The 21,988-nt window shown below is 62.8% G+C and carries 21 protein-coding genes; 9 read left to right on the top strand and 12 right to left on the bottom strand.

All coding sequences use genetic code 11. The features are described from left to right. Positions 1 to 31 precede the first annotated feature (31 nt). The 8 genes from KW841_RS25520 to nrdR all read right to left on the bottom strand — a co-directional run bounded on the left by KW841_RS25520 (position 32) and on the right by nrdR (position 6,003). A complete protein-coding gene (locus KW841_RS25520) occupies positions 32 to 535 on the bottom strand; it encodes a phosphatidylglycerophosphatase A (protein ID WP_007970166.1) in 504 nt (167 codons plus the stop codon). Beyond that, positions 532 to 1,497: a thiamine-phosphate kinase gene (gene thiL, locus KW841_RS25515; protein WP_218480216.1), complete on the bottom strand. Its 966-nt coding sequence runs from the start codon at positions 1,495 to 1,497 to the stop codon at positions 532 to 534. The genes KW841_RS25520 and thiL overlap by 4 nt, the downstream gene beginning before the upstream one ends. Positions 1,498 to 1,525: 28 nt before the next feature. Continuing rightward, positions 1,526 to 2,026: a transcription antitermination factor NusB gene (gene nusB / locus KW841_RS25510; protein ID WP_007970164.1), complete on the bottom strand. Its 501-nt coding sequence runs from the start codon at positions 2,024 to 2,026 to the stop codon at positions 1,526 to 1,528. Beyond that, a complete protein-coding gene (gene ribE, locus KW841_RS25505; protein ID WP_003228649.1) occupies positions 2,023 to 2,499 on the bottom strand; it encodes a 6,7-dimethyl-8-ribityllumazine synthase in 477 nt (158 codons plus the stop codon). The genes nusB and ribE overlap by 4 nt, the downstream gene beginning before the upstream one ends. 91 nt (positions 2,500 to 2,590) lie before the next feature. Next, positions 2,591 to 3,682: a bifunctional 3,4-dihydroxy-2-butanone-4-phosphate synthase/GTP cyclohydrolase II gene (gene ribBA / locus KW841_RS25500; protein WP_007970163.1), complete on the bottom strand. Its 1,092-nt coding sequence runs from the start codon at positions 3,680 to 3,682 to the stop codon at positions 2,591 to 2,593. Between the two features lie 16 nt (positions 3,683 to 3,698). Further along, positions 3,699 to 4,361: a riboflavin synthase gene (locus KW841_RS25495; protein ID WP_007906836.1), complete on the bottom strand. Its 663-nt coding sequence runs from the start codon at positions 4,359 to 4,361 to the stop codon at positions 3,699 to 3,701. Positions 4,362 to 4,408: 47 nt separating this feature from the next. Then, a complete protein-coding gene (gene ribD / locus KW841_RS25490; RefSeq protein ID WP_218480215.1) occupies positions 4,409 to 5,542 on the bottom strand; it encodes a bifunctional diaminohydroxyphosphoribosylaminopyrimidine deaminase/5-amino-6-(5-phosphoribosylamino)uracil reductase RibD in 1,134 nt (377 codons plus the stop codon). Then, positions 5,539 to 6,003 carry a transcriptional regulator NrdR gene (gene nrdR / locus KW841_RS25485; RefSeq protein ID WP_003228656.1) on the bottom strand — a complete coding sequence of 155 codons (465 nt, stop codon included), beginning with the start codon at positions 6,001 to 6,003 and terminating at the stop codon, positions 5,539 to 5,541. Before nrdR ends, ribD begins: the two co-directional genes overlap by 4 nt. 127 nt (positions 6,004 to 6,130) lie before the next feature. Here nrdR and KW841_RS25480 point away from each other — a divergent pair, with 127 nt between their 5' ends. The 3 genes from KW841_RS25480 to trxA all read left to right on the top strand — a co-directional run bounded on the left by KW841_RS25480 (position 6,131) and on the right by trxA (position 8,315). Beyond that, complete coding sequence (locus KW841_RS25480) at positions 6,131 to 6,595, top strand: YbaY family lipoprotein (RefSeq protein ID WP_007970161.1); 465 nt, start codon at positions 6,131 to 6,133, stop codon at positions 6,593 to 6,595. Next, positions 6,592 to 7,245, top strand: coding sequence for a methyltransferase (locus tag KW841_RS25475; protein WP_218480214.1), 654 nt, complete (start codon positions 6,592 to 6,594; stop codon positions 7,243 to 7,245). The genes KW841_RS25480 and KW841_RS25475 overlap by 4 nt, the downstream gene beginning before the upstream one ends. Positions 7,246 to 7,442: 197 nt before the next feature. Then, a complete protein-coding gene (gene trxA / locus KW841_RS25470; protein ID WP_007970158.1) occupies positions 7,443 to 8,315 on the top strand; it encodes a thioredoxin in 873 nt (290 codons plus the stop codon). Between the two features lie 103 nt (positions 8,316 to 8,418). On the opposite strand, the gene KW841_RS25465 is transcribed toward trxA, so the two are convergent. Next, positions 8,419 to 8,757: a hypothetical protein gene (locus KW841_RS25465; protein ID WP_218480213.1), complete on the bottom strand. Its 339-nt coding sequence runs from the start codon at positions 8,755 to 8,757 to the stop codon at positions 8,419 to 8,421. A gap of 135 nt (positions 8,758 to 8,892) precedes the next feature. Here KW841_RS25465 and KW841_RS25460 point away from each other — a divergent pair, with 135 nt between their 5' ends. From KW841_RS25460 to KW841_RS25440, 5 genes are all read left to right on the top strand, one after another. Further along, positions 8,893 to 9,471 carry a DUF2796 domain-containing protein gene (locus KW841_RS25460; RefSeq protein ID WP_218480212.1) on the top strand — a complete coding sequence of 193 codons (579 nt, stop codon included), beginning with the start codon at positions 8,893 to 8,895 and terminating at the stop codon, positions 9,469 to 9,471. Between the two features lie 135 nt (positions 9,472 to 9,606). Further along, a complete protein-coding gene (locus KW841_RS25455; RefSeq protein ID WP_007970153.1) occupies positions 9,607 to 10,317 on the top strand; it encodes an ABC transporter ATP-binding protein in 711 nt (236 codons plus the stop codon). Between the two features lies 1 nt (position 10,318). Then, positions 10,319 to 11,584 carry an ABC transporter permease gene (locus tag KW841_RS25450; protein ID WP_218480211.1) on the top strand — a complete coding sequence of 422 codons (1,266 nt, stop codon included), beginning with the start codon at positions 10,319 to 10,321 and terminating at the stop codon, positions 11,582 to 11,584. An 11-nt stretch (positions 11,585 to 11,595) separates the two neighbouring features. Next, a complete protein-coding gene (locus tag KW841_RS25445) occupies positions 11,596 to 12,114 on the top strand; it encodes a DUF3299 domain-containing protein (RefSeq protein WP_218480210.1) in 519 nt (172 codons plus the stop codon). 248 nt (positions 12,115 to 12,362) lie between these two features. Then, a complete protein-coding gene (locus tag KW841_RS25440) occupies positions 12,363 to 13,061 on the top strand; it encodes an OmpW family protein (RefSeq protein ID WP_007970148.1) in 699 nt (232 codons plus the stop codon). Positions 13,062 to 13,189: 128 nt separating this feature from the next. Here the strand turns inward: KW841_RS25440 and KW841_RS25435 are convergent, their stop codons facing one another. Further along, positions 13,190 to 14,119, bottom strand: coding sequence for an NAD-dependent epimerase/dehydratase family protein (locus KW841_RS25435; RefSeq protein ID WP_218480209.1), 930 nt, complete (start codon positions 14,117 to 14,119; stop codon positions 13,190 to 13,192). Further along, a complete protein-coding gene (locus KW841_RS25430; RefSeq protein WP_007970144.1) occupies positions 14,112 to 14,996 on the bottom strand; it encodes a sugar nucleotide-binding protein in 885 nt (294 codons plus the stop codon). Before KW841_RS25430 ends, KW841_RS25435 begins: the two co-directional genes overlap by 8 nt. Before the next feature lie 309 nt (positions 14,997 to 15,305). Here KW841_RS25430 and KW841_RS25425 point away from each other — a divergent pair, with 309 nt between their 5' ends. Continuing rightward, entirely contained in the window at positions 15,306 to 19,622 is a 4,317-nt protein-coding gene (locus KW841_RS25425; protein ID WP_218480208.1) for a DEAD/DEAH box helicase, read from the top strand. 136 nt (positions 19,623 to 19,758) lie between these two features. On the opposite strand, the gene KW841_RS25420 is transcribed toward KW841_RS25425, so the two are convergent. After that, on the bottom strand, positions 19,759 to 21,882 hold the full coding sequence (locus KW841_RS25420) for a mechanosensitive ion channel family protein (RefSeq protein ID WP_218480207.1): 2,124 nt from the start codon (positions 21,880 to 21,882) through the stop codon (positions 19,759 to 19,761). Between the last annotated feature and the right edge of the window lie 106 nt (positions 21,883 to 21,988).

Raw genomic sequence — 21,988 nt, 5'->3', positions numbered from 1 at the left:
GCTCCCCCGATTAACGCCTGGCCACCCTTGATCAGGCGAAAAACCACACCAGTCCCTGCATCGCCAACCAGGCGAACACCCCGGCCAGCACATCATCGAGCATGATGCCAACGCCGCCATGCACATGCCGGTCGATCCAGCGAATCGGCCATGGCTTGAGGATGTCGAAGAAGCGGAACATCAAGAAGCCCGCGAGCAACCATTGCCAACCTTCCGGCACCAGCCACAGGGTGATCCACATCCCGACCATTTCGTCCCAGACGATGCCTTCATGGTCATGTACCCGCAAATCGTCGGCCACTTTGCCGCACAGCCAGAAACCGAACAGCATGGTGATGCCAAGCATCAGCCAGTAACCCCAGTCGGGCAACATCTGCCACAACGGAATAAAGGGCAGCGCAACTAACGATCCCCAAGTGCCGGGCGCCTTTGGCAAGGTGCCCGAGCCGAAGCCGAACGCCAGGAAATGCCATGGATTACGCCAGACCGACGGCGGTACGAATTCCGCCGGGACCTGTTTGGGATGATCTGTCACGGTGACTCCCGAAAATGTTGATAACCCCGGGTTTGCGGGGTGATGTCTTGGCCATCGGCGTCCAGCAGCGTCACGCCCTGCCCCGTCACCACCTGCCCAATCACATGGATCGGCCAGCCGTCGGCCAGCAATAGCGGCAACTCGATGGACGGTAGGGTGAACGCCAGAACGTAATCGTCGCCGCCGCTCAGGGCCGCCACCTGGGCGTCCGATCGGCCGAGAAAGTCGACCAGGCTCTGCGACAGCGGTAAACGCTCCCGCTCGACTTCGATACCGACCTTCGAGGCCAGCGCGATATGCCCGCAATCAGCGAGCAGGCCGTCGGAGATGTCCATCGCCGAAGTGGCTTTGCCCCGCAGCGCCTGCCCCAGGCCAAGCTGCGGTTGCGGCGACCAGTAGTGAGCCAACAACGGCTCGGCAATGCTCGCGTCGGCCGTGCGCTGGCCGAGCACCAATGGCAAGGCACCGGCGGCATTGCCCAGGTCGCCGCCGACACACAGCAGATCGCCCGGTTGCGCACCGCTGCGGGTCAGAGCCTGGCCACTCGGCACGCGACCGAACACGGTCATGGTCAGGCTGAGCGGCCCACGGGTGGTATCGCCACCGACCAGCGCCACGCCGCAGCTTTGCGCCATCTGGTTCAAACCACGGGCATAGGCTTGCAGCCAATCGGCGGTCACCGTCGGCAAGGTCAGGGCAAGGGTAAAGGCGATTGGAGTGGCGCCCATGGCGGCCAGGTCGCTGACGGCCACGGCCAGCGAGCGCTGACCGAGCAGAAAGGGATCGCAGGGATCGGCGAAATGCACACCGGCCACCAGCGTATCGGTAGAAATCGCCAACTGCTCCCCGGGAGGAACAGCCAGCAAGGCGCAGTCATCGCCGATCCCGAGGGCAACGCCTTCGCCGCCCTGCGCACAAGGCGCGGCGGCGAAGAAATTGCGGATCAGCTCAAACTCGCCCATGGCTTCGTGTCGACATTCCAAGCGCCGATCAGCGCTTGAACGCCTTCACTTCAGCTTCACGCAGACGCGGGGCCAGCTTGTCGAGCACACCGTTGACGAACTTGTGGCCGTCGGTGGAACCGAAGACCTTGGCCAGTTCGATACCTTCGTTGATCACAACGCGGTACGGCACGTCGACGCGCTTGAGCAGCTCCCAGGTGGACAGGCGCAGAACCGCCAGTTCAACCGGGTCCAGCTCTTCGATGGTCAGATCGAGGCAAGGCTTGAGTGCGGTGTCGATTTCGGTCTTGAACTGCGGAACCCCGTGCAGGATTTCGCGGAAGTACGCGCCGTCGACATCGCTGAAATCGTTATCGACCCGGAACTGCGCTTCGATCTCGTTCAGCGACTGCTTGGCCATGTGCCATTGGTACAGCGCCTGAGTCGCGAGCTGACGGGCTTCGCGGCGCTTGGCGCTTTTCGATGGCTTGCCGGCATCCGCAGGCTTTGGATCGCGCGGGTTGAAACGATCGCTATCGTCGCTAATCACTTGGCCTCCAACTGCGCCAGCAGGCTGACCATTTCCAGAGCGGACAGGGCAGCTTCAGCACCTTTGTTGCCGGCCTTGGTGCCGGAACGCTCGATGGCTTGCTCGATGGAGTCAACGGTCAGCACGCCGAATGCAACCGGTACGCCGAACTCCATGGACACCTGGGCCAGGCCCTTGGTGCATTCGCCAGCCACGTATTCGAAATGCGGAGTGCCGCCACGAATGACTGCGCCCAGGGCGATGATTGCCGCGAACTCGCCCTTTTGAGCGACTTTCTGTGCAACCAGCGGAATTTCGAAGGCGCCAGGTGCGCGGATGATGGTGATGTCGCTTTCGCTCACGCCGTGGCGAACCAGGGCATCAACGGCACCGCTGACCAGGCTTTCAACAACGAAGCTGTTGAAACGGCCCACTACCAGAGCGTAGCGGCCTTTAGGGGCGATGAAGGTACCTTCGATGGTCTTCAGGGTCATTCGTTAGATCTCTTAAAGAGCCGGGACGCGTCTCGTACGCGTCCCTCGGTGATTTATTTGCCGCGAATTCAAGGCCGGGAACAACCGGTCATTATTCGGAGGGCACGTATTCTACAACTTCCAGATCGAAACCGGATATCGCATTAAATTTCATTGGCGCCGACATCAGGCGCATTTTGCGTACGCCCAAGTCGCGCAGGATCTGCGAACCGGCACCGACAGTGCTGTAGGTGGTCGGTTTTTTCACCGCGGCGTGATCGGCGGTTTCGCGAATATGCGCCAGCAATACATCGCCATCAAGCGGGTGACCGAGCAACAGCACCACGCCGCTGCCGGCCTCGGCAACCGCTGACATGGCGGCGCGCAGGCTCCAGCGACCAGGTTGCTTGACCATCAGCAGGTCGCGCAGCGGGTCCATGTTGTGCACGCGAACCAGGGTCGGTTCTTCGGCACACACGTTGCCCAGGGTCAGTGCCATGTGCACGTCGCCTTCCACCGAATCACGATAGGTCACCAGGTTGAATTGGCCCAGTTCGCTGTCCAGCGGCTGCTCGGCAATCCGCTGAACGGTACGTTCGTGGATCATGCGGTAGTGAATCAGGTCGGCGATGGTGCCGATCTTGATGTCGTGTTCGGCAGCAAAAGCTTCCAGCTCGGCGCGACGGGACATGGTGCCGTCGTCGTTCATCACTTCGCAGATCACGCCGCTCGGCTCGAAACCGGCCATGCGCGCCAGGTCGCAGGCAGCTTCAGTGTGGCCGGCACGGGCCAGGGTGCCGCCGGCCTGGGCCATCAGCGGAAAGATGTGGCCCGGGCTGACAATGTCTTCAGCCTTGGCATCACGGGCGGCAGCCGCTTGCACAGTACGCGCGCGGTCCGCGGCGGAGATGCCGGTGGTCACGCCGGTGGCCGCTTCAATGGAGACGGTGAACTTGGTGCCGAAACCGGAACCGTTGCGCGGTGCCATCAACGGCAGCTTGAGCAGTTCGCAGCGCTCGCGGCTCATCGGCATGCAGATCAGGCCACGGGCGTGCTTGGCCATGAAGTTGATGTGCTCGGGCTTGCAGCACTCGGCGGCCATGATCAGGTCGCCTTCGTTCTCGCGGTCTTCGTCATCCATGAGGATGACCATCTTGCCTTGGCGGATGTCTTCAACCAGTTCTTCGATGCTATTGAGCGCCACAAGGCACCCCCTTGGGTCAGGATTTGAGGTAGCCATTGGCGGCCAGAAAGCTTTCAGTGATGTTACTGGAGGTCGGCTCTGCGGCCTTGTCGCCCAACAGCAGGCGTTCCAGGTAACGGGCCAGCAAGTCCACTTCCAGGTTCACCCGGCGACCAGGCTGATACGACGCCATGATGGTTTCGCTCAGGGTGTGCGGAATGATGGTCAGCAGGAACTCGGCGCCATCGACTGCGTTCACGGTCAGGCTGGTGCCGTCGACGGTGATCGAGCCCTTATGGGCGATGTACTTGGCCAGGTCCTTGGGCGCGCGAATGCGGAATTCCACGGCGCGCGCGTTTTCGGTACGGGCAACCACTTCACCCACACCATCGACGTGACCGCTGACCAGATGCCCGCCAAGGCGAGTGGTCGGGGTCAGGGCTTTTTCCAGGTTGACCGGGCTGCCGCTTTTCAGGTCGTTCATGGCGGTGCAGTCGAGGGTTTCGCGACTGACGTCCGCCGCAAAACCATTGCCCGGTAATTCAACGGCAGTCAGGCACACGCCGTTGACCGCGATGCTGTCGCCCAGTTTGACGTCGCTCAGGTCGAGCTTGCCGGTTTCGACGTGTACCCGCACATCACCGCCCTTTGGGGTCAATGCACGAATACTGCCGATGGATTCGATGATGCCGGTAAACATGAGGTTCTCCTCGAGAACAAAGCCAGCGCTATAGCGATGGCCGGAAATTATACGCTCGCTGCTGGCACTGGGATGGCGATGACTCGCCAGTCATCGCCAACTGCACGAATTTCGGTGATTTTGAGTTCCGGCGCATCCTTCATTTGTGCGAGCGGCCAGTCCAGCAGCGGCCGCGCCGAAGAACCCAGGAACTTGCCGGCAATGAAAATCTGGAACTCGTCCACCAGCCCGAGCTGAGCGAAAGCACCCGCCAGCCGTGGACCGGCCTCAACCAACACCTCGTTGACGCCACGGTTGGCGAGTTCGACCAGCAGCTGACGCAAGTCGACCTGGCCATCGTAGCCGGGCACGATCAGGCATTCCGGGCCGTTGGCGTACTGCTCTTCCACCGCCACACAGGTGGCGACCAGCGCCGGGCCGGCCTTGAAGAACGGCGCATCCAGCGGTACGCGCAGGCGGCCATCGACCAGCACACGCAACGGCGGCCGGCTCATGGCCAGTGCAGTTTGTTCGGCGTCCAGTCCAAGCTCATCGGCACGCACGGTCAACCGCGCGTTATCCGCCAGCACCGTGTCGGCGCCGGTCAGCACCACGCTGGCCTGGGCGCGCAGGCGTTGCACCGCCGAGCGTGCTGCCGGACCGGTAATCCACTGGCTTTCGCCGCTTTCCATCGCCGTGCGACCGTCAAGGCTCATGGCCAGCTTGACCCGCACGAACGGCAAGCCCTGCTCCATGCGCTTGAGGAAGCCTTGGTTGAGCTTTCGCGCTTCGCCCTCCAGCACACCACTTTCGGTGGCGATACCGGCCTGAGCCAAGCGTTGCAAACCGCGACCGGCGACTTCCGGGTTCGGGTCCTGCATCGCCGCGACCACGCGGGCCACACCGGCATTCACCAGCGCATCGGCACAGGGCGGCGTGCGGCCGTGGTGGCTGCAAGGTTCAAGCGTCACATAAGCGGTAGCACCCCGCGCCTGCTCACCGGCCGCGCGCAAGGCGTGGACCTCGGCGTGAGGCTCGCCGGCGCGCTCGTGCCAGCCTTCGCCGACAATCTGCCCATCCTGCACAATCACGCAACCTACACGTGGGTTGGGGTGCGTTGTGTAATACCCCTTGCGCGCCAGTTCCAGGGCACGGGCCATGAAATGGGCGTCGAGGATGGCAAGTTCTGCGGGCGTGGTCATTCTTTCACCGGTTCACGGGCCAGGCGATCGATCTCTTCGCGGAACTCGTTGAGGTCCTGGAAGCGGCGATACACCGAAGCAAAGCGGATGTAGGCGACTTCGTCGAGCTTCTGCAGCTCGGCCATCACCAGTTCGCCGACCACGAGGGATTTGACCTCGCGCTCGCCGGTGGCACGCAGTTTGTGCTTGATGTGCACCAGCGACGACTCGAGGCGCTCGACGCTAACCGGGCGCTTTTCCAGCGCGCGCTGCATGCCGGCGCGGAGTTTTTCTTCGTCGAACGGCTGGCGGCTGCCGTCGGTTTTTATCAGGCGCGGCAACACCAGTTCAGCCGTCTCGAACGTCGTGAAACGCTCGCCGCAGGCCAGGCATTCACGCCGGCGGCGCACCTGTTCGCCCTCGGCGACCAGACGCGAGTCGATGACCTTGGTGTCGTTGGCACCGCAGAAGGGACAGTGCATGGTGGCAGGCAACAAAAAAAGGGAGGGCCATGGTAGCGCATCCCGGTGGCAAGACAAGCCATAGGGTTTGCGGTATACAGACGGGATGATCACTTGATCCATGGAATTCAGCTTTATGGAGCCACCAATGTCGTTACGTCCGCTCATTTTGCTCAGTGTTTTCAGCCTGCTGGTGGCTTGCGGCAGCGATGCACCCAAGCCCCAGCCGCCAACACCTGGCCCGGCGCCGCAGCAAGCGCAGAAGAAAGCCAGGGAGGCCGCCGACCTCGGCCCCCTGCCTGCCTATCAGCGTGAGCTGAGCGGCACCCTGCAGGGCGTGCCGGCCGGCGCCGAAGTCGAACTGGCATTGCTGGTGATCGACGAAAAAGACCGCCCGCAACAATTGATCGCCAGCTCCAGCCTGATCGGCAATAACCAGGTGCTGCCGTTTCACTTGCGCTTCAATCCGGAGTCCTTCCCGTCCGGCGCCCGCGTGGAACTGCGAGGCCGCGCTAGCCAGTCCGGCCAGTTGATCCTGCACTTGCCGTCGCAACTGATTACCCAACCGACCACCCAGGCCCTGGGCCAATTGCAATTCGTCAAAGCCCCATGAGTGCACCGCTCGACCTGCAACAGGCCCTGGCTGAATTGCTCGGTGATGCACAACTGGTGGCCTGCCCGTTGCCGGCAACCGATTTGAAGCTGTGGCTGATCGACGGCGACAACATGGACCGCGCCTTCAGCCCCGAAGAGACCCGGCGCATCCTGCATGAGCCACCGTACTGGAGTTTCTGCTGGGCCAGCGGCCTGGCCGTGGCCCGCTATCTGGCCGCAAACCCGCACTGGGTCGAAGGCAAGCGGGTGCTGGATTTCGGCGCCGGTTCCGGGGTGGCGGGGATTGCCGCCGCCAAGGCCGGCGCGCTGGAGGTGCTGGCCTGCGACCTCGATCCACTGGCGATTGCCGCGTGTCGGGCGAATGCCGAGCTCAATGACGTGCAACTCAACTACTCGACGGATTTTTTCGCCGAGGCTGATCGCTTCGATCTGATTCTGGTGGCGGATGTGCTGTACGACCGGGCGAACCTGCCGCTGCTCGACCAGTTCCTCAGTCGCGGCCGAGAGGCGCTGGTGGCGGATTCCCGGGTACGGGATTTTCGCCATCCGTTGTACCGGCGCATCGAGATGCTCGAAGCCATGACCCTGCCGGATCTGGCCGAGCCCCACGAGTTTCGGCATGTGAGCCTGTACCACGCGCGGCGCTAGCCAAAAGCTTCGCGGGCAAGCCCGCTCCCACAATGGTTGGTGTGAACCACACATCTTGTGGCGACTTCAATCCCTGTGGGAGCGGGCTTGCCCGCGAAGGCGCCCTGTCAGGCAACACACCTCTCACGGCCAACCGCTTCCGGCCGCCCCCCACCAAGCCGTATAGTTGCCCCATTCACGCTTCTACGAGATTGCCCATGAGTCAGGAAACGCCGTACATCTTCGACGCCACGACTGCCGATTTCGACCAGTCGGTGATCGAGAACTCTTTCCACAAGCCGGTGCTGGTGGATTTCTGGGCCGAATGGTGCGCGCCCTGCAAAGTGCTGATGCCGATGTTGCAGAGCATTGCCGAGAGCTACCAGGGTGAATTGCTGCTGGCCAAGGTCAACTGCGACCTCGAGCAAGACATCGTCGCCCGCTTCGGCATCCGCAGCCTGCCGACCGTGGTGCTGTTCAAGGACGGCCAGCCTGTCGACGGCTTTGCCGGTGCCCAACCGGAATCCGCCGTGCGCGCCTTGCTTGAGCCCCACGTACAGATGCCGCCACCGGCCGCCGCCGATCCGTTCGAGCAAGCCCAGGCGCTGTTCGACGACAGCCGTTTTGCCGATGCCGAAGCACTGCTCAAAGTGATCCTGGGTGAAGACAATACCAATGCCAAGGCGCTGATCCTCTACGCCCGCTGCCTGACCGAGCGCGGTGAACTGGGCGAGGCGCAAGCCGTGCTGGATGCGGTCAAGAGCGACGAGCACAAGGCCGCGCTGGCCGGCGCCAAGGCGCAGATCAAGTTTCTCGGTTTGGCCAAGGACTTGCCGGATGCCGCCGACCTGAAGGCACGGCTGGCGAAAGACCCGCTGGACGATGAAGCGGTTTATCAATTGGCGATCCAGCAACTGGCCCGTCAGCAGTACGACGCTGCGCTGGATGCATTGCTGAAGTTGTTCATCCGCAACCGCAGCTACAGCGAAGGCTTGCCGCACAAGACCTTGCTGCAGGTGTTCGAGTTGCTGGGCAACGATCACCCGCTGGTGAGCACGTATCGTCGTAAATTGTTTGCTGCGTTGTATTGAATTGCCCTTGTAGGAGCGAGCTTGCTCGCGATGGGCGTAAGGGCACCGTGGTCATACAGGTAGCCCTCGTTATCGTTGACGTCCATCGCGAGCAAGCTCGCTCCTACAACCAGCGGTAAATCGGCGTATCCCCGCCGCTCACTACCTTCACATCCGCACAATGGCGCAACCGCACCAGCAGGCGCTTGCCCGCCGCCGCGCTGCCGGTCAGGCCTTCCAATTGATCGAGCAAATCCGGTCCACTCAACTGTCCGGCCTGACGCAGCAAATCCCGGGCGATCTGCCACAGCGCATCATCCTGATTCAGCGGCTTCGCCACCGGGGCGCTGACCGGGGATTTTTCTACCTGCAACTGCGCCCCTAATCGCGCCCAGTCCGCATCGTCCATCTCCAGGGTCAAATCCACCGGCCAGTCGCCGATGCTTCCGCGAATTCGCAACATAAGTCTGCTCCCGCACTTTTCTTCCCTGCATGCTCCCATGGGACTTGTGCAACGCCAAGCAGGCAGTCAAACTCTCCGCACTCACGTTATAAGATTACATAACATTTTCTTCATTTTACTTTTCGGAGACTCGCCATGCGTCGTCTGCTTCTCGTTCTGCCGTTTGCCATGCTGCCGCTGGCTATCGCCCATGCCGCCGACGAACACGATCACGAGCATGGCAGCCTGGGCGCCCACGAACATGGCGTTGGACGCCTGAACGCGGCGCTGGACGGCAAGACCCTGGCGCTGGAACTGCAAAGCCCGGCCATGAACCTGGTGGGTTTCGAACACGTCGCCACCAGCGATGCCGACAAAGCCAAAGTCGCCGCGGCCCGCGCTCTGCTTGAGCAACCGCTGTCCCTGTTCAACCTGCCGAAAGCCGCCGGTTGCGTGGTAGAAAACCAGGAACTGGAAAGCCCGTTGTTCGGTGACACGCCCGATGCCGACGATGACCATGGTGAAGACGCCAAGGACGAACATCATCACGACCACAGCGAAATCCACGCTCATTATCAGTTCACCTGCGCCACACCGGACGCATTGAAGACCCTGGACCTGGCGAACATTTTCAACGCGTTCCCGGCCACTCAGAAGATTCAGGTACAACTGATCGGCCCGAGCGGGCAGCAAGGCGTTGACGTGACGGCCAAGGCTGCCGCCCTGAAATTCTGATCCACCGCAAATCAAATGTGGGAGCGGGCTTGCTCGCGAAGGCGCCGTATCAGTTTGCATCAACGTCTCTGACACACCGCATTCGCGAGCAAGCCCGCTCCCACAGGGGTTCACCATTAACCTGACCGGTTTCACATGACCCAAGCACTCATCGAACTGTCCGACCTGGGCTTCAGCTGGCCCGGTCACCCGCCACTGCTGGACATCCCGGCGTTTCGCCTGGAGCGCGGTGAAACCCTGTTTCTCAAAGGCCCCAGCGGCAGTGGCAAGACCACCCTGCTCGGCCTGCTCGGCGGCGTGCAAAAGCCCGATCGCGGCAGCATCCGCCTGCTTGGCCAGGAGCTGACGCAGCTGTCGGCCGGCGCCCGTGACCACTTCCGCGTCGATCACACCGGCTACATCTTCCAGCAGTTCAACCTGCTGCCGTTTCTGTCGGTGCGTGAAAACGTCGAACTGCCTTGCCACTTCTCGAAGCTGCGTGCCGAACGGGCGAAACAGCGTCACGGCAGCGTCGACAAAGCGGCCGCGACGCTGCTCGCCCACCTGGGTCTGAAAGATGCAAACATCCTCGGTCGCCGCGCCGACTCGTTGTCCATCGGCCAGCAGCAGCGGGTCGCCGCCGCCCGTGCACTGATCGGGCAACCGGAACTGGTGATCGCCGACGAGCCGACCTCGGCCCTCGATTACGACGCCCGTGAGAACTTCATTCGCCTGCTGTTCGCCGAGTGTCGCGAAGCCGGCTCGAGCCTGTTGTTCGTCAGCCACGACCAGAGCCTGGCGCCGCTATTCGACCACAACCTGTCGCTGGCCGAACTCAATCGCGCCGCCACCCCGTCCGAGGTCTGAGATGTATCTGTTTCGTCTAGCCATGGCCAGCCTGGCTAACCGCCGCTTCACCGCGATCCTCACGGCGTTCGCCATCGCCTTGTCGGTGTGCCTGCTGCTGGCGGTGGAGCGCGTGCGCACCGAAGCCAAGGCCAGTTTCGCCAGCACCATCAGCGGCACCGACCTGATTGTCGGCGCCCGCTCAGGCTCGGTGAACCTGTTGCTGTACTCGGTGTTCCGCATCGGCAACGCCACCAACAACATCCGCTGGGACAGCTTCGAGCACTTCGCCAACAACCCGAAAGTGAAGTGGGCGATCCCGATGTCTCTCGGCGATTCCCATCGCGGCTATCGGGTAATGGGCACCACCGAAGCCTACTTCGAGCATTACCAGTACGGCCGCCAGCAACACTTGGCGCTGGCCGATGGCCGAGCGTTCACGGCCGACCCGTTCGAAGTGGTGCTCGGTGCCGAAGTGGCCGAGGCACTGCACTACAAACTCGGTGACAAACTGGTGCTGGCCCACGGCGTGGCGGCAATCAGCCTGGTCAAGCACGACGACAAGCCGTTCACCGTGGTCGGTATTCTCAAACGCACCGGCACGCCGGTGGACCGCACGCTGCACATCAGCCTTGGCGGTATGGAAGCGATTCACATCGACTGGCATAACGGCGTGCCGGCCCGGGGCGAGGGCCGAATCACGGCCGATCAGGCGCGCAACATGGACCTCACGCCGCAAGCGATCACCGCGTTCATGCTCGGTCTCAACAACAAGATTTCGACCTTTGCCCTGCAACGGGAAATCAATGAATTCCGTGGTGAGCCGATGCTGGCGATCCTGCCGGGCGTGGCGCTGCAGGAGCTGTGGAGCCTGATGGGCACCGCGGAAAAAGCCTTGTTCGTGGTCTCGCTGTTTGTGGTGCTGACCGGGTTGATAGGCATGCTCACGGCCATTCTCACCAGTCTCAACGAACGCCGCCGGGAAATGGCGATTCTGCGTTCGGTGGGCGCACGACCCTGGCACATCGCGACGCTGCTGGTGCTCGAAGCTTTCGCCCTGGCGCTGTCGGGCGTGATCGCCGGCGTGGCGTTGCTGTATGTGTGCATCGCGGCGGCCCAGGGTTATGTGCAGGCCAACTATGGTCTGTATCTGCCGCTGTCCTGGCCGAGCGAGTATGAATGGACGCTGCTCGGTGGCATCCTGATCGCCGCGTTGCTGATGGGCAGCGTGCCGGCCTGGCGCGCCTATCGCCAATCCCTGGCCGATGGCCTGTCGATCCGTTTATGAGGACGTTGAACATGCCCCGCGCAGTACTTGCGCTGTTGATGCTGGTCGCCCTGCCCCTGTGGGCAGCCCAGCCGCGAGATTTGACCTGGTCGGAGATGATTCCACCGGACGCGCCGAAAGAAGTGCCAAACATGACGCCGCTGCATGACCTGTCGCAGATGAGCAATGCGCTGACGGCCGAGTCGGCGCCCGCCGCCAAACAAGACTTGCCCAACGCACCAGTGGTCAAAACCCTCGATGGCCAGAGCATTCGACTGCCGGGTTACATCGTGCCGCTGGAGGTGAGCGAGGAAGGACGCACCACGGAGTTTCTGCTGGTGCCCTATTTCGGCGCCTGCATCCACGTACCGCCACCGCCGTCGAACCAGATCGTGCACGTCAAGAGCGAAGTCGGCGTGAAGCTCGACGAGTTGTATCAGCCGTACTGGATCGAGGGCGCATTGCAGGTCAAGGCGTCCACCAGCGAGTTGGCGGATGCCGGGTATCAGATGGAGGCGGACAAGATTTATCTGTATGAATTGCCGGAGTGAATCCGGAGTTTCCTTGTCGCCAACACAATCGCCATCGCGGGCAAGCCCGCTCCCACAGGTTCGATGTTGAAACAAAAATCTTCAGCATTGCGCAACTCATTGTGGGAGCGAGCTTGCTCGCGATGAGGCCATCAGCAACACCACAAAAATCACGCCCTTCCCACTTTCATTGAGCTGCATCAAAAGACTGAATCGTTAGGCGCCTTACCATTGGACATCGAACATTTTTAACGTCCTCTGGAGCCCCCATGAACAAGTCCTTGCTCAGCGCTTCGCTGGTTGCCCTCGCGCTCGCAGCCCCGCTCGCCAATGCTTTCGAAGCCGGTGACATCATCCTTCGTGCCGGCGCCATCACCGTCAACCCGGAAGCTGACAGCTCCAGCGTCAAGGTTGATCAAGGCCCGCTCGCTGGTGCCGACCTGGGTGGCAAGGCGACCATGAGCAGCGACACGCAACTGGGCTTGAACTTCGCTTACATGCTGACCAATCACCTGGGTATCGAGCTGCTGGCAGCCACACCGTTCGAGCATGACGTGAAACTCAAAGGCACGGCCCTGAGCGCGGCCAACGGCAAACTCGGCACCCTCAAGCACCTGCCGCCGACCTTGAGCCTGGTGTACTACCCGCTGGATCCGAAGTCGGCCTTCCAGCCGTATGTCGGCGGCGGCATCAACTACACCTATATCTACGACGAACACGTTGGCAGCCAGGCGCAGTCCGCCGGTTTCAGCAACTTCAAGGCGGAAAACTCCTGGGGCATGGCCTGGCAGGTCGGTGCGGACTACATGCTGACCGACAACATCATGATCAACGCCCAGGTGCGCTACATCGACATCGATACCCGCGCCACTGTCGAGAACAACTCGATTGCCCCAGGTACCCGGGCACGGGTGGACGTCGATGTTGACCCGTTCATCTACATGGTTGGCCTGGGTTACAAGTTCTAAGCGACATCGCTGGAAGAATGTTCACGTGGTGGTGAACCTGGCCACTGGAATTACATAAGCTGTCAAAGCGAATTCCGGCCACAAAAAAGGCGTCCTTGATGGACGCCTTTTTTGTGGCCGCAAGAATCTCAGCGCCCCAACAACCGCGCCAACCCCACACGCATCGGTGTCTGCTCCGTGGTAGTGAAGCGCTCCAGCAGACGCCGGTTGTTCGCCCGGGAATGACGGATGTCACCGGAGCGCGCCGGGCCGTAGCTTACCGGTGGCAGTTGGCCGACCACGGCCTCAAGCGCTTCGAGCATTTGCTTGAGGGTCGTCGCCTGGTTCCAGCCAACGTTGACCGCCCCCACTTCGGCCCGGGGCTTCTCGATGGCCTGCACCAGCAAGTCGACCAGGTCTTCGACGTAGACAAAATCCCGGGTCTGCTCACCATCGCCGAACACGGTGATCGGCAAGCCCTTCAGTGCGCGCTCGCTGAAAATGCTGATCACTCCGGAGTACGGCGAGGACGGATCCTGGCGCGGTCCGAAGATGTTGAAGAAGCGGAAAATCACCGGCTCCAGCCCATGCTGGCGACGGTAAAAATCGAAGTACTGCTCGCTGGCCAGTTTGTCCACCGCATACGGCGTCAGCGGCGCCTTTGGGGTGTCTTCGTCGATCGACTCGCCCTCGCCATTGTTGCCATATACCGCCGCGCTGGAGGCGAACAGCACGCGTTTGACCCCGGCCTGGCGCATGGCTTCGCAGACGTTCAGCGTGCCGATGAAGTTGCTCTGGTGCGTGCGCACCGGATCGTCCACCGAGGCCTGCACCGACGCCACGGCGGCCAGGTGCGCCACAGCGCTGCAACCGGCCATTGCCTGGGCGACCACAGCCGCATCGGCCACGTCGCCGACGATCAGTTCGACCTTGGGATTATCCAGCGGCAGATTGCTGCGCTTGCCGGTGGACAGGTCATCGAGAATCCGCACGGCATGGCCCTTGGCGAGCAGGGCGTCAGTCAGGTGCGAACCAATGAAACCGGCACCACCGGTGATCAAAACGGGACCGTCAGCCATGGCGATAGAACCTGTCCAGTAGACCGGGAAGCGCCGCACGCCAGGCGCGTGGCTTGATCCCGAAGGTGTGCAGAATTTTCTTGCAGGCCAATACCGCGTGTTGCGGCTCTTCCGCAGCATCCGGACGCGCGGCGTGGGCCTGGGCGGTCGGAGCTTCGATGGCCAGCGGATGCAGGCTGCGGGCTTCGGTCAGAATCGCCTGCCCCAGCGCCAGCGGCGTGGTCGCCTCATGCCCGGCGTAGTGGTAGGTGCCCCACAGTGGCGCGGCGCAATCGAGTTGCTTGAGCACTGAAATGATCACGCGGGCGGCATCGTCGACCGGTGTCGGATTGCCGCGCCGGTCGTCGGCCATCAGCAGTTCTTCGGGTTGTTCGGCACGGGCGAGGAAGCGGCCAAGGGCGCCATCCGGGCTGTCGTCCAGCAGCCAGCCAAAACGCAGCAGTACGTGTTGCGGGCAGGTGGCGCGAACGCTTTGCTCGATCCGCCACAAGGCCTGACCTCGCAGGCCAAGGGGCACGGGTTCGTCTTTTTCGCTGTAGGCCGTGGCGCGGGAACCGTCGAACACGCGATAGCTGGAAGGTTGCAGCAGAACGATGTTGTGATGCTGGCACAACTCAGCCAGACGCTCGATCGCGCGCTCCTGGCCGGCCAGACGCTGTTCGCTGACCGCTTCTGCCTGAAACCAGTCGAAGTAGTAGGCAAGGTTGATCAATGCATCGGGACGGGTGTCGTCGAGCAGTTGCGTCAGGCTCGCGGCATCCCAGCCGTCTTGCGGCGGGCGGGGGGCGAGGAAACCGATGTCTTCCTCCGCACCGAGGCGAATCAGCGCCTGCCCAAGGGCATTTCCGCCGCCCAGTAACATAAGGCGCATTCGCATAGAGTCAGCAGGCCCAGTCTGATTGGAACGATGGCTATATCGACATCGCCCCCAGGCGATGTCGTTGGTAATTGCCGGAATCGTTGCATTTTGCGGGTTTAGTGCGCAACCGTCATCCGTAAAGTGTAGATGTCCGGGATTTGTGGTGCTGCCACTGGCCTCATCGCGAGCAAGCTCGCTCCCACAATGGTTTTGTGAACACCGCCCCCCCCTGTGGGAGCGAGCTTGCTCGCGATGGGGCCCTGTCAGTCAACAGAGATCCCCGAGCGGTACTTGCATCTTGCGCCCCCCACCCGCATAACTTGCCGCATGAACCTGCCCATCCCCGCAGACAGTGCCCTGAGCGGCTTTCATCCTGCCGTCAGCGCCTGGTTCAGCCACACGTTCGCAGCGGTCACCGCCGCCCAGGCCCGGGCGTGGCCGTTGATCCGCCAGCGCCGCTCGACCCTGGTCGCCGCGCCCACCGGCTCCGGCAAGACCCTCACCGCGTTTCTCGCGGTCATCGACGACCTGGTGCACCGCGGTCTGGAAAGCCCCGAAGGCTTGCCCGACGCAACGCTGGTGGTCTACGTCTCGCCGCTCAAGGCGCTGTCCAACGACATCCGGATCAACCTGCAAAACCCGTTGGCCGGCATTACCGAGCAATTGCGTGTGATGGGCCTGCCCGAACTGCAGATCAGCACCGCCGTGCGCACCGGCGATACACCGCAAAAAGACCGCTCGGCGATGCGCAAGACGGCGCCGCACATTCTGGTGACCACACCGGAATCCCTGTACGTGCTGCTCGGTTCCGACTCCGGTCGGCAGATGCTCGGTACGACACAAACGGTGATCATCGACGAAATCCATGCCATGGCCGCCAGCAAACGTGGCAGTCATCTGGCCCTGAGCCTTGAACGCCTGCAGGCACTCTGCCCCGAGCCGCTGCTGCGCATCGGTCTGTCGGCCACGCAAAAACCCATCGAAGCCGTGTCGCGTTTCCTGGTCGGTCGCGACCGCCCGTGCGAGATCATCGACATCGGCCACGCCCGCCCCCGCGACCTGGACATCGAAGTGCCGCCCGTGCCGCTATCGGCCGTGATGGCCAACGATGTCTGGGAACTGGTCTACGACCGCCTCGCCGCCCTCGCCCGCGAGCACCGGACCACGCTGATTTTCGTCAACACCCGGCGTTTGGCCGAACGCCTGAGCCGTCACCTGAGCGAACGCCTGGGCAAGGACGCCGTAGCGGCCCACCACGGCAGCCTGGCCAAGGAGTTTCGCCTGGACGCCGAACAGCGGCTCAAGCGCGGCGAACTGCAAGTACTGATCGCCACGGCATCGCTGGAACTGGGGATCGACATCGGCGACGTCGACCTGGTGTGCCAGATCGCCTCGCCGCGTTCGATTGCCGGGTTTCTGCAACGGGTCGGCCGCTCCGGGCACCAGGTCGGCGGCACGCCCAAGGGCCGCTTGTTCGCCACCACCCGCGACGACCTGATCGAATGCGCGGCGCTGCTCGACTGCGTGCGCCGGGGCGAACTCGATACCTTGTTGATCCCGCAGGCGCCGCTGGACGTGCTGGCGCAGCAGATCATCGCCGAAGTCAGTTGCCAAGAGTGGCCTGAGCAAGCACTGCTGGAGATGCTGCGCCGCGCCTCGCCCTACGCCGGACTCGACGACAAACACTATCAGGCGCTGCTGCACATGCTCGCCGAGGGCTACAACGGGCGTCAGGGCCTGCGCAGCGCCTACCTGCACCGCGACGCCGTGAGCCGCACCCTGCGCGGTCGCCGTGGCGCAAAACTGACCGCAGTGACCAGTGGCGGGACCATTCCGGACAACGCCGACTACGCCGTGCTGCTGGAGCCTCAAGGGCTGAACATCGGCACCATCAACGAAGACTTCGCGGTGGAAAGCATCGCTGGCGATATCTTCCAGTTGGGCAATACCTCCTATCGAATCCTGCGCGTGGAAACCGGCAAGGTGCGGGTCGAGGATGCCCAGGGTCAGCCGCCGACCATTCCGTTCTGGCTCGGTGAAGCGCCGGGGCGCAGCGCCGAATTGTCCTCGGCGGTGGCGCGCTTGCAGGCACAACTCGACGACCTGCTGGGGACCGCGCCTGGTAACTTGCAGCCAGCGCTCGACTGGCTGACCGGGACCCTGGGCCTGAACCTCGCCAGCGCCGAACAACTGGTGGACTACCTGGCCCGCGCACGACAGACACTGGGTGCCCTGCCCTCGCAAGACACGCTGTTGATGGAGCGTTTTTTCGACGAGTCAGGCGGCACCCAACTGGTCATTCATACGCCGTTCGGCAGCCGCATCAACCGCGCCTGGGGCCTGGCCCTGCGCAAGCGTTTCTGTCGCACCTTCAACTTCGAACTGCAAGCCGCCGCCAGCGAAGACGCCATCGTGCTGTCGCTGTCCACCAGCCACAGTTTTGAACTGGACGATGTCTGGCGCTACCTGCACAGCAACAGCGCCGAACACATCCTGATCCAGGCCGTGCTCGACGCGCCGCTGTTCGGCGTGCGCTGGCGCTGGAATGCCGGCGTGGCCCTGGCGCTGCCGCGCTACAGCGGCGGGCGCAAAGTCCCGCCGCAGATCCAGCGGATGAAAAGCGAAGACCTGATCGCCAGCGTGTTTCCCGATCAGATTGCCTGCGTGGAAAACCTCGCCGGCGAACGGGAGATTCCCGACCATCCGCTGGTGGAACAGACCCTCGACGATTGCCTGCACGAAGCCATGGACACTGAAGGCTGGCTGGCCTTGTTACGGCGCATGGAACGCGGTGACATCCGCCTGATCAGCCGCGACTTGCCGGCGCCCTCGCCGCTGGCGGCGGAGATTCTCAGCGCCCGCCCCTACACCTTTCTCGACGATGCACCGCTGGAAGAACGCCGCACCCAAGCGGTACTTAATCGGCGCTGGAGCGATCCGCAATCCACCGACGACCTCGGTGCACTGGACGCCGAGGCGATTGTCGCCGTGCGCGACGAAGCCTGGCCGGCGCCCTCCAGTATCGATGAAATGCACGAGGCCTTGATGAGCCTGGCGTGCATCACCAATGCCGAGGCCGGCGCCAATCCGCAATGGCTCGACTGGCTCAAGACCCTGGCCGACAGCGGACGCGCGAGTCGTTTGCAGATCAATGCCGGGCAATCGCTGTGGCTGGCGCTGGAGCGCCTGACCTGCCTTCGGGCCATTTATCCACAGGCCGAATTGACGCCACCGCTGCAAGCGCTGCCGGACTTCGATGAAAACTGGGCACCCGACGAAGCCGTCCTCGAACTGATCCGCGCACGGCTCAGCGCCTTCGGCCCACTTGCGCTCGAGCGCATTGCCGAACCACTCGGCTTGCCTGCAGCACAAGTGACCCAGACCCTGGCGCAATTGGAACACGAAGGCTACGTGTTGCGCGGCCGCTTCACCCCGGGCATCGCTGAAGAAGAATGGTGCGAGCGGCATTTGCTGGCGCGGATTCACCGCTATACGGTCAAGCGCCTGCGACGGGAAATCGAACCGGTGGCGTTGCAGGATTTCATGCGATTCCTGTTCGACTGGCAGCATGTGTCGAGCGCCAGCCAAGGCCAGGGCGCGGCGGTGTTGCCAGCCATCGTCGGGCAATTCGAAGGCTACCCCGCCGCCGCTTCCGCCTGGGACAGCGACATCCTGCCCGCACGGATCAAGGACTACTCGGCGACCTGGCTGGATGAGTTGTGCCGCAGCGGCAAACTGGTGTGGACGCGCCTGACTGCGCACAACAAAAACGCCGGCACCGCGCTGCGCAGCACACCGATTGTGTTGCTGCCGCGCAACCGGGTCAGCCTCTGGAACGGCTTGACCGAACAGACACCGGTGAGCGAACTGTCGCCGAAAACGCAAAAGGTCCACGCCGCCCTCAGCCAACATGGCGCGCTGTTTCTCGACGAGCTGATCCATGAGGCCCACTTGCTGCGTTCCGAGCTGGAAATTGCCCTGCAGGAACTGGTGGGTGCGGGGCTGGTGAACGCCGACAGCTTTGCCGGTTTGCGCGCGCTGATCACACCGGCCAGCAAGCGCCAGCCGCGCAACAGTCGGCGTGGACGCGGCGCATTTATCGGCGGCATGGACGACGCCGGGCGCTGGGCCTTGTTGCGACGCGCGCCAACGGCCCCTGTGGTGGAAAACCAGCGTCCTATGCCGACGCCGGCCGATACCCTGGAACACATCGCCATGACCTTGCTGCGTCGTTACGGCGTGGTGTTCTGGCGCTTGCTGGAACGCGAGGCGGACTGGCTGCCGAGCTGGCGCGAACTGCTGCGCACCTTCCATCGCCTGGAGGCACGCGGCGAGATTCGTGGGGGCCGGTTTGTCAGCGGCCTGGCGGGCGAGCAATTCGCCCTGCCCGAGGCGATTCCATTGCTGCGGGAGGTGCGACGTCGGCCCCATGACGGGAGTTTGGTCGCGGTGTGCGGGGTCGATCCGCTGAACCTCGCCGGCACACTATTACCGGGTGCGAAAGTCCCGGCGCTGGCGAGCAATCGGCTGGTGTATCGCGATGGTTTGCCAGTTGCTGCCGAGATTGCCGGCAAGCCGCTTTTTTGGTTGGAGCTGGATCAGCAGGCGAGTGCCGAGGTGCGCAGCAAGCTGATCCGGCATTGAGGTTGTCTCTACCGGCCCCTTCGCGGGCAAGCCCGCTCCCACAGGGGGATTTGTGAACGACACAGTTCAACTGTGGGAGCGGGCTTGCTCGCGATGGGGCCAGACCAGCCACTGAAAGCCTCAAGTACAAAGCCGGCTATTGAGACCGCGGCCGATCCGGCATCAACACCGCAGCATGTTCCGGCTCAGCCTCTGGTGGCGCTTCGACCGGATGCCGCGGCACCAGCGCCTGCTGTGGATAAGTCTGCGCGAAGTTCACCCACGGGCAGTTATCCACAAGCTTTTTCAATCGCTGGTTAAAGGCCCGGCTCACCGCATATTGGCCACCGGACACCGTGCGAAATTGTGCGGTCAGCACCACCCCGTTGAGGTCCATCCTGTCGACGCCAAACACATCCAGCGGTCCTTGCAGGTTGTAGCGCAGGAACGGGTCGTTGCTGATGGAGTGCCCGGCCTCGCGGATCAGTTCGATGGCCTTGTCGACGTCGGTGTCGTAGGTGAATTGCACCGAGAAAAACGCATAGGCGAATTGCCGCGACTGGTTGGTCACGGCCTTGATCTGCCCGAACGGTACCGAGTGCACGAAACCCTTGCCGTCGCGCAGCCGCAAGGTGCGGATGGTCAGGCCTTCGACCGTGCCGGCATGTCCGGAATCAAGCACCACCCAATCACCGATGGACAGGGTGTCCTCGATGATGATGAACAGCCCGGTGATCACATCCTGCACCAGTTGCTGGGAGCCGAAACCGATTGCCAGGCCGATGACCCCGGCACCGGCCAGGAATGGCGCGACGTTGATCCCCAGGTTGGCCATGGTGGTGATCGCGCAGATCACCACCAGGATGATTTTGATCGCGTTGCGCAGCAACGGCAGGATGGTTTTCACCCGCGTACTCGGCTGGCGTGCCGAGCGCTTGTTGGTCGGCGGTTTCAGGGCTTCCTGAATCGCCGTGTCGAGCACCACCCAGACCATCCAGGTCACCAGCAGGATCAAACCGATGTGGCTCAGGGAGTCACTGATCGCCCGGCCCACGGCATTGCTCACCGCGAACTCGAACAGCGACACGCCCCAGATCCGCCCGAGGATATCGATGAACACGACGGCCATGCCGATGCGCAGCAAGGCGTGGGACAAGTTGAGAAACCGCTCCTTGTAGGCGCTGCTGCGGCGCAGGTCCGCTTCGCTGCGCGCCTTGAACAGATGGTGCAGCGTGGTGCTGAGAAACACCGTGGCAATCAGCAATACCGTGGTGAACAAAGCGCTGCGCAGCACCCTCTGGTTGTCCGCGCCAACGCCGATCAGGTTGATGATCGAGACCAGCACCATCAACAGGATCGGCCAATACCAGAGCCCGGAAAATATCCGCAGGGTTTCACGCAATGCCGGCTGACTTTGGCGCTGGGCCAGCGGCAGGATACGGATCACGTGAGCGACCGGGCGGCGCGTGCGGATCACCAGCAAGCCGAAGGAAATCGATGCCGCCATCCCGGTGAATACCGCAATGCTGCTGGTTAGATTGCTACCCAATTGATGGGAGATCTGCTGGCTGGTCAGGGCATCGCTCAAGGCCACCAGAAAGCCGATAACGAATAACGGCCGGGGGCTCTTCTCGCGGATGATCTGCACCGCCCGGCGCTTGTGGCCGGCATTGAACACCACCATCAGCGACATCACCAATGACGCGGCAAAGATCCCTGCGCTGGTGGCATAAGCCAGGCACAGCGCCAGCGCCCGGCCCGCCGAAACCGGCAAGAACTGGCTGGCATATATCGTCAGCGGCAGGCTGATCACCGCCGGAAGGGTATAGGGCAACATGTAACCGAGCAGGGCCTGGCCACGCTCGCGGCTGAGCAGCAGGCGATGCGCGCACAGGCGTTTGACCAACAATCGCCCAAGCAGCCAAAGACAGGCAAACACGACGGCCCACACGCCGGTCAGTATCAGGAAATCGACAACGACGCTCCAGGGCGAGCGGGCCGAAGGCTGATTGACCAACTGATCCACTTCATCCGCCGCGCGGTCCGCACGCAGGCGCCAGGCGTCGAGCAGGTTTTGATTGAGATCAAGCTTGGTCTGGACCTCGTCGATGCTTGAACTGATGGCCCCCAGTAAGCCGCCTTGCACCAGCGGTTCGGGGTGCGCCGGCGGCGTCACAGCCATCGCGGTGGCCGGCAGCCCCGGTATCGCGGCGGCTTCCAGTTGCTCGCTGCCCACAAACAGCAACGCCCCCAGCAGTATCGCGGTCTTGAGCCTGATCAAAACACCCGCTCCTTTGGCTGTGTCGGTAAGGAACTGATCGAAAAATGCCGGGCAAGTTCGGGCATTGCTAGTGGATAGCAGGACAGCGACGCCATTTGTGGCGAGG

It is taken from the genome of Pseudomonas sp. PDM28, assembly GCF_019219115.1.
Lineage (GTDB): Bacteria > Pseudomonadota > Gammaproteobacteria > Pseudomonadales > Pseudomonadaceae > Aquipseudomonas > Aquipseudomonas laurylsulfatiphila.
The sequence above is the reverse complement of the archived record's forward strand: the minus strand, read 5'-3'. Positions and strand labels throughout refer to the sequence as shown.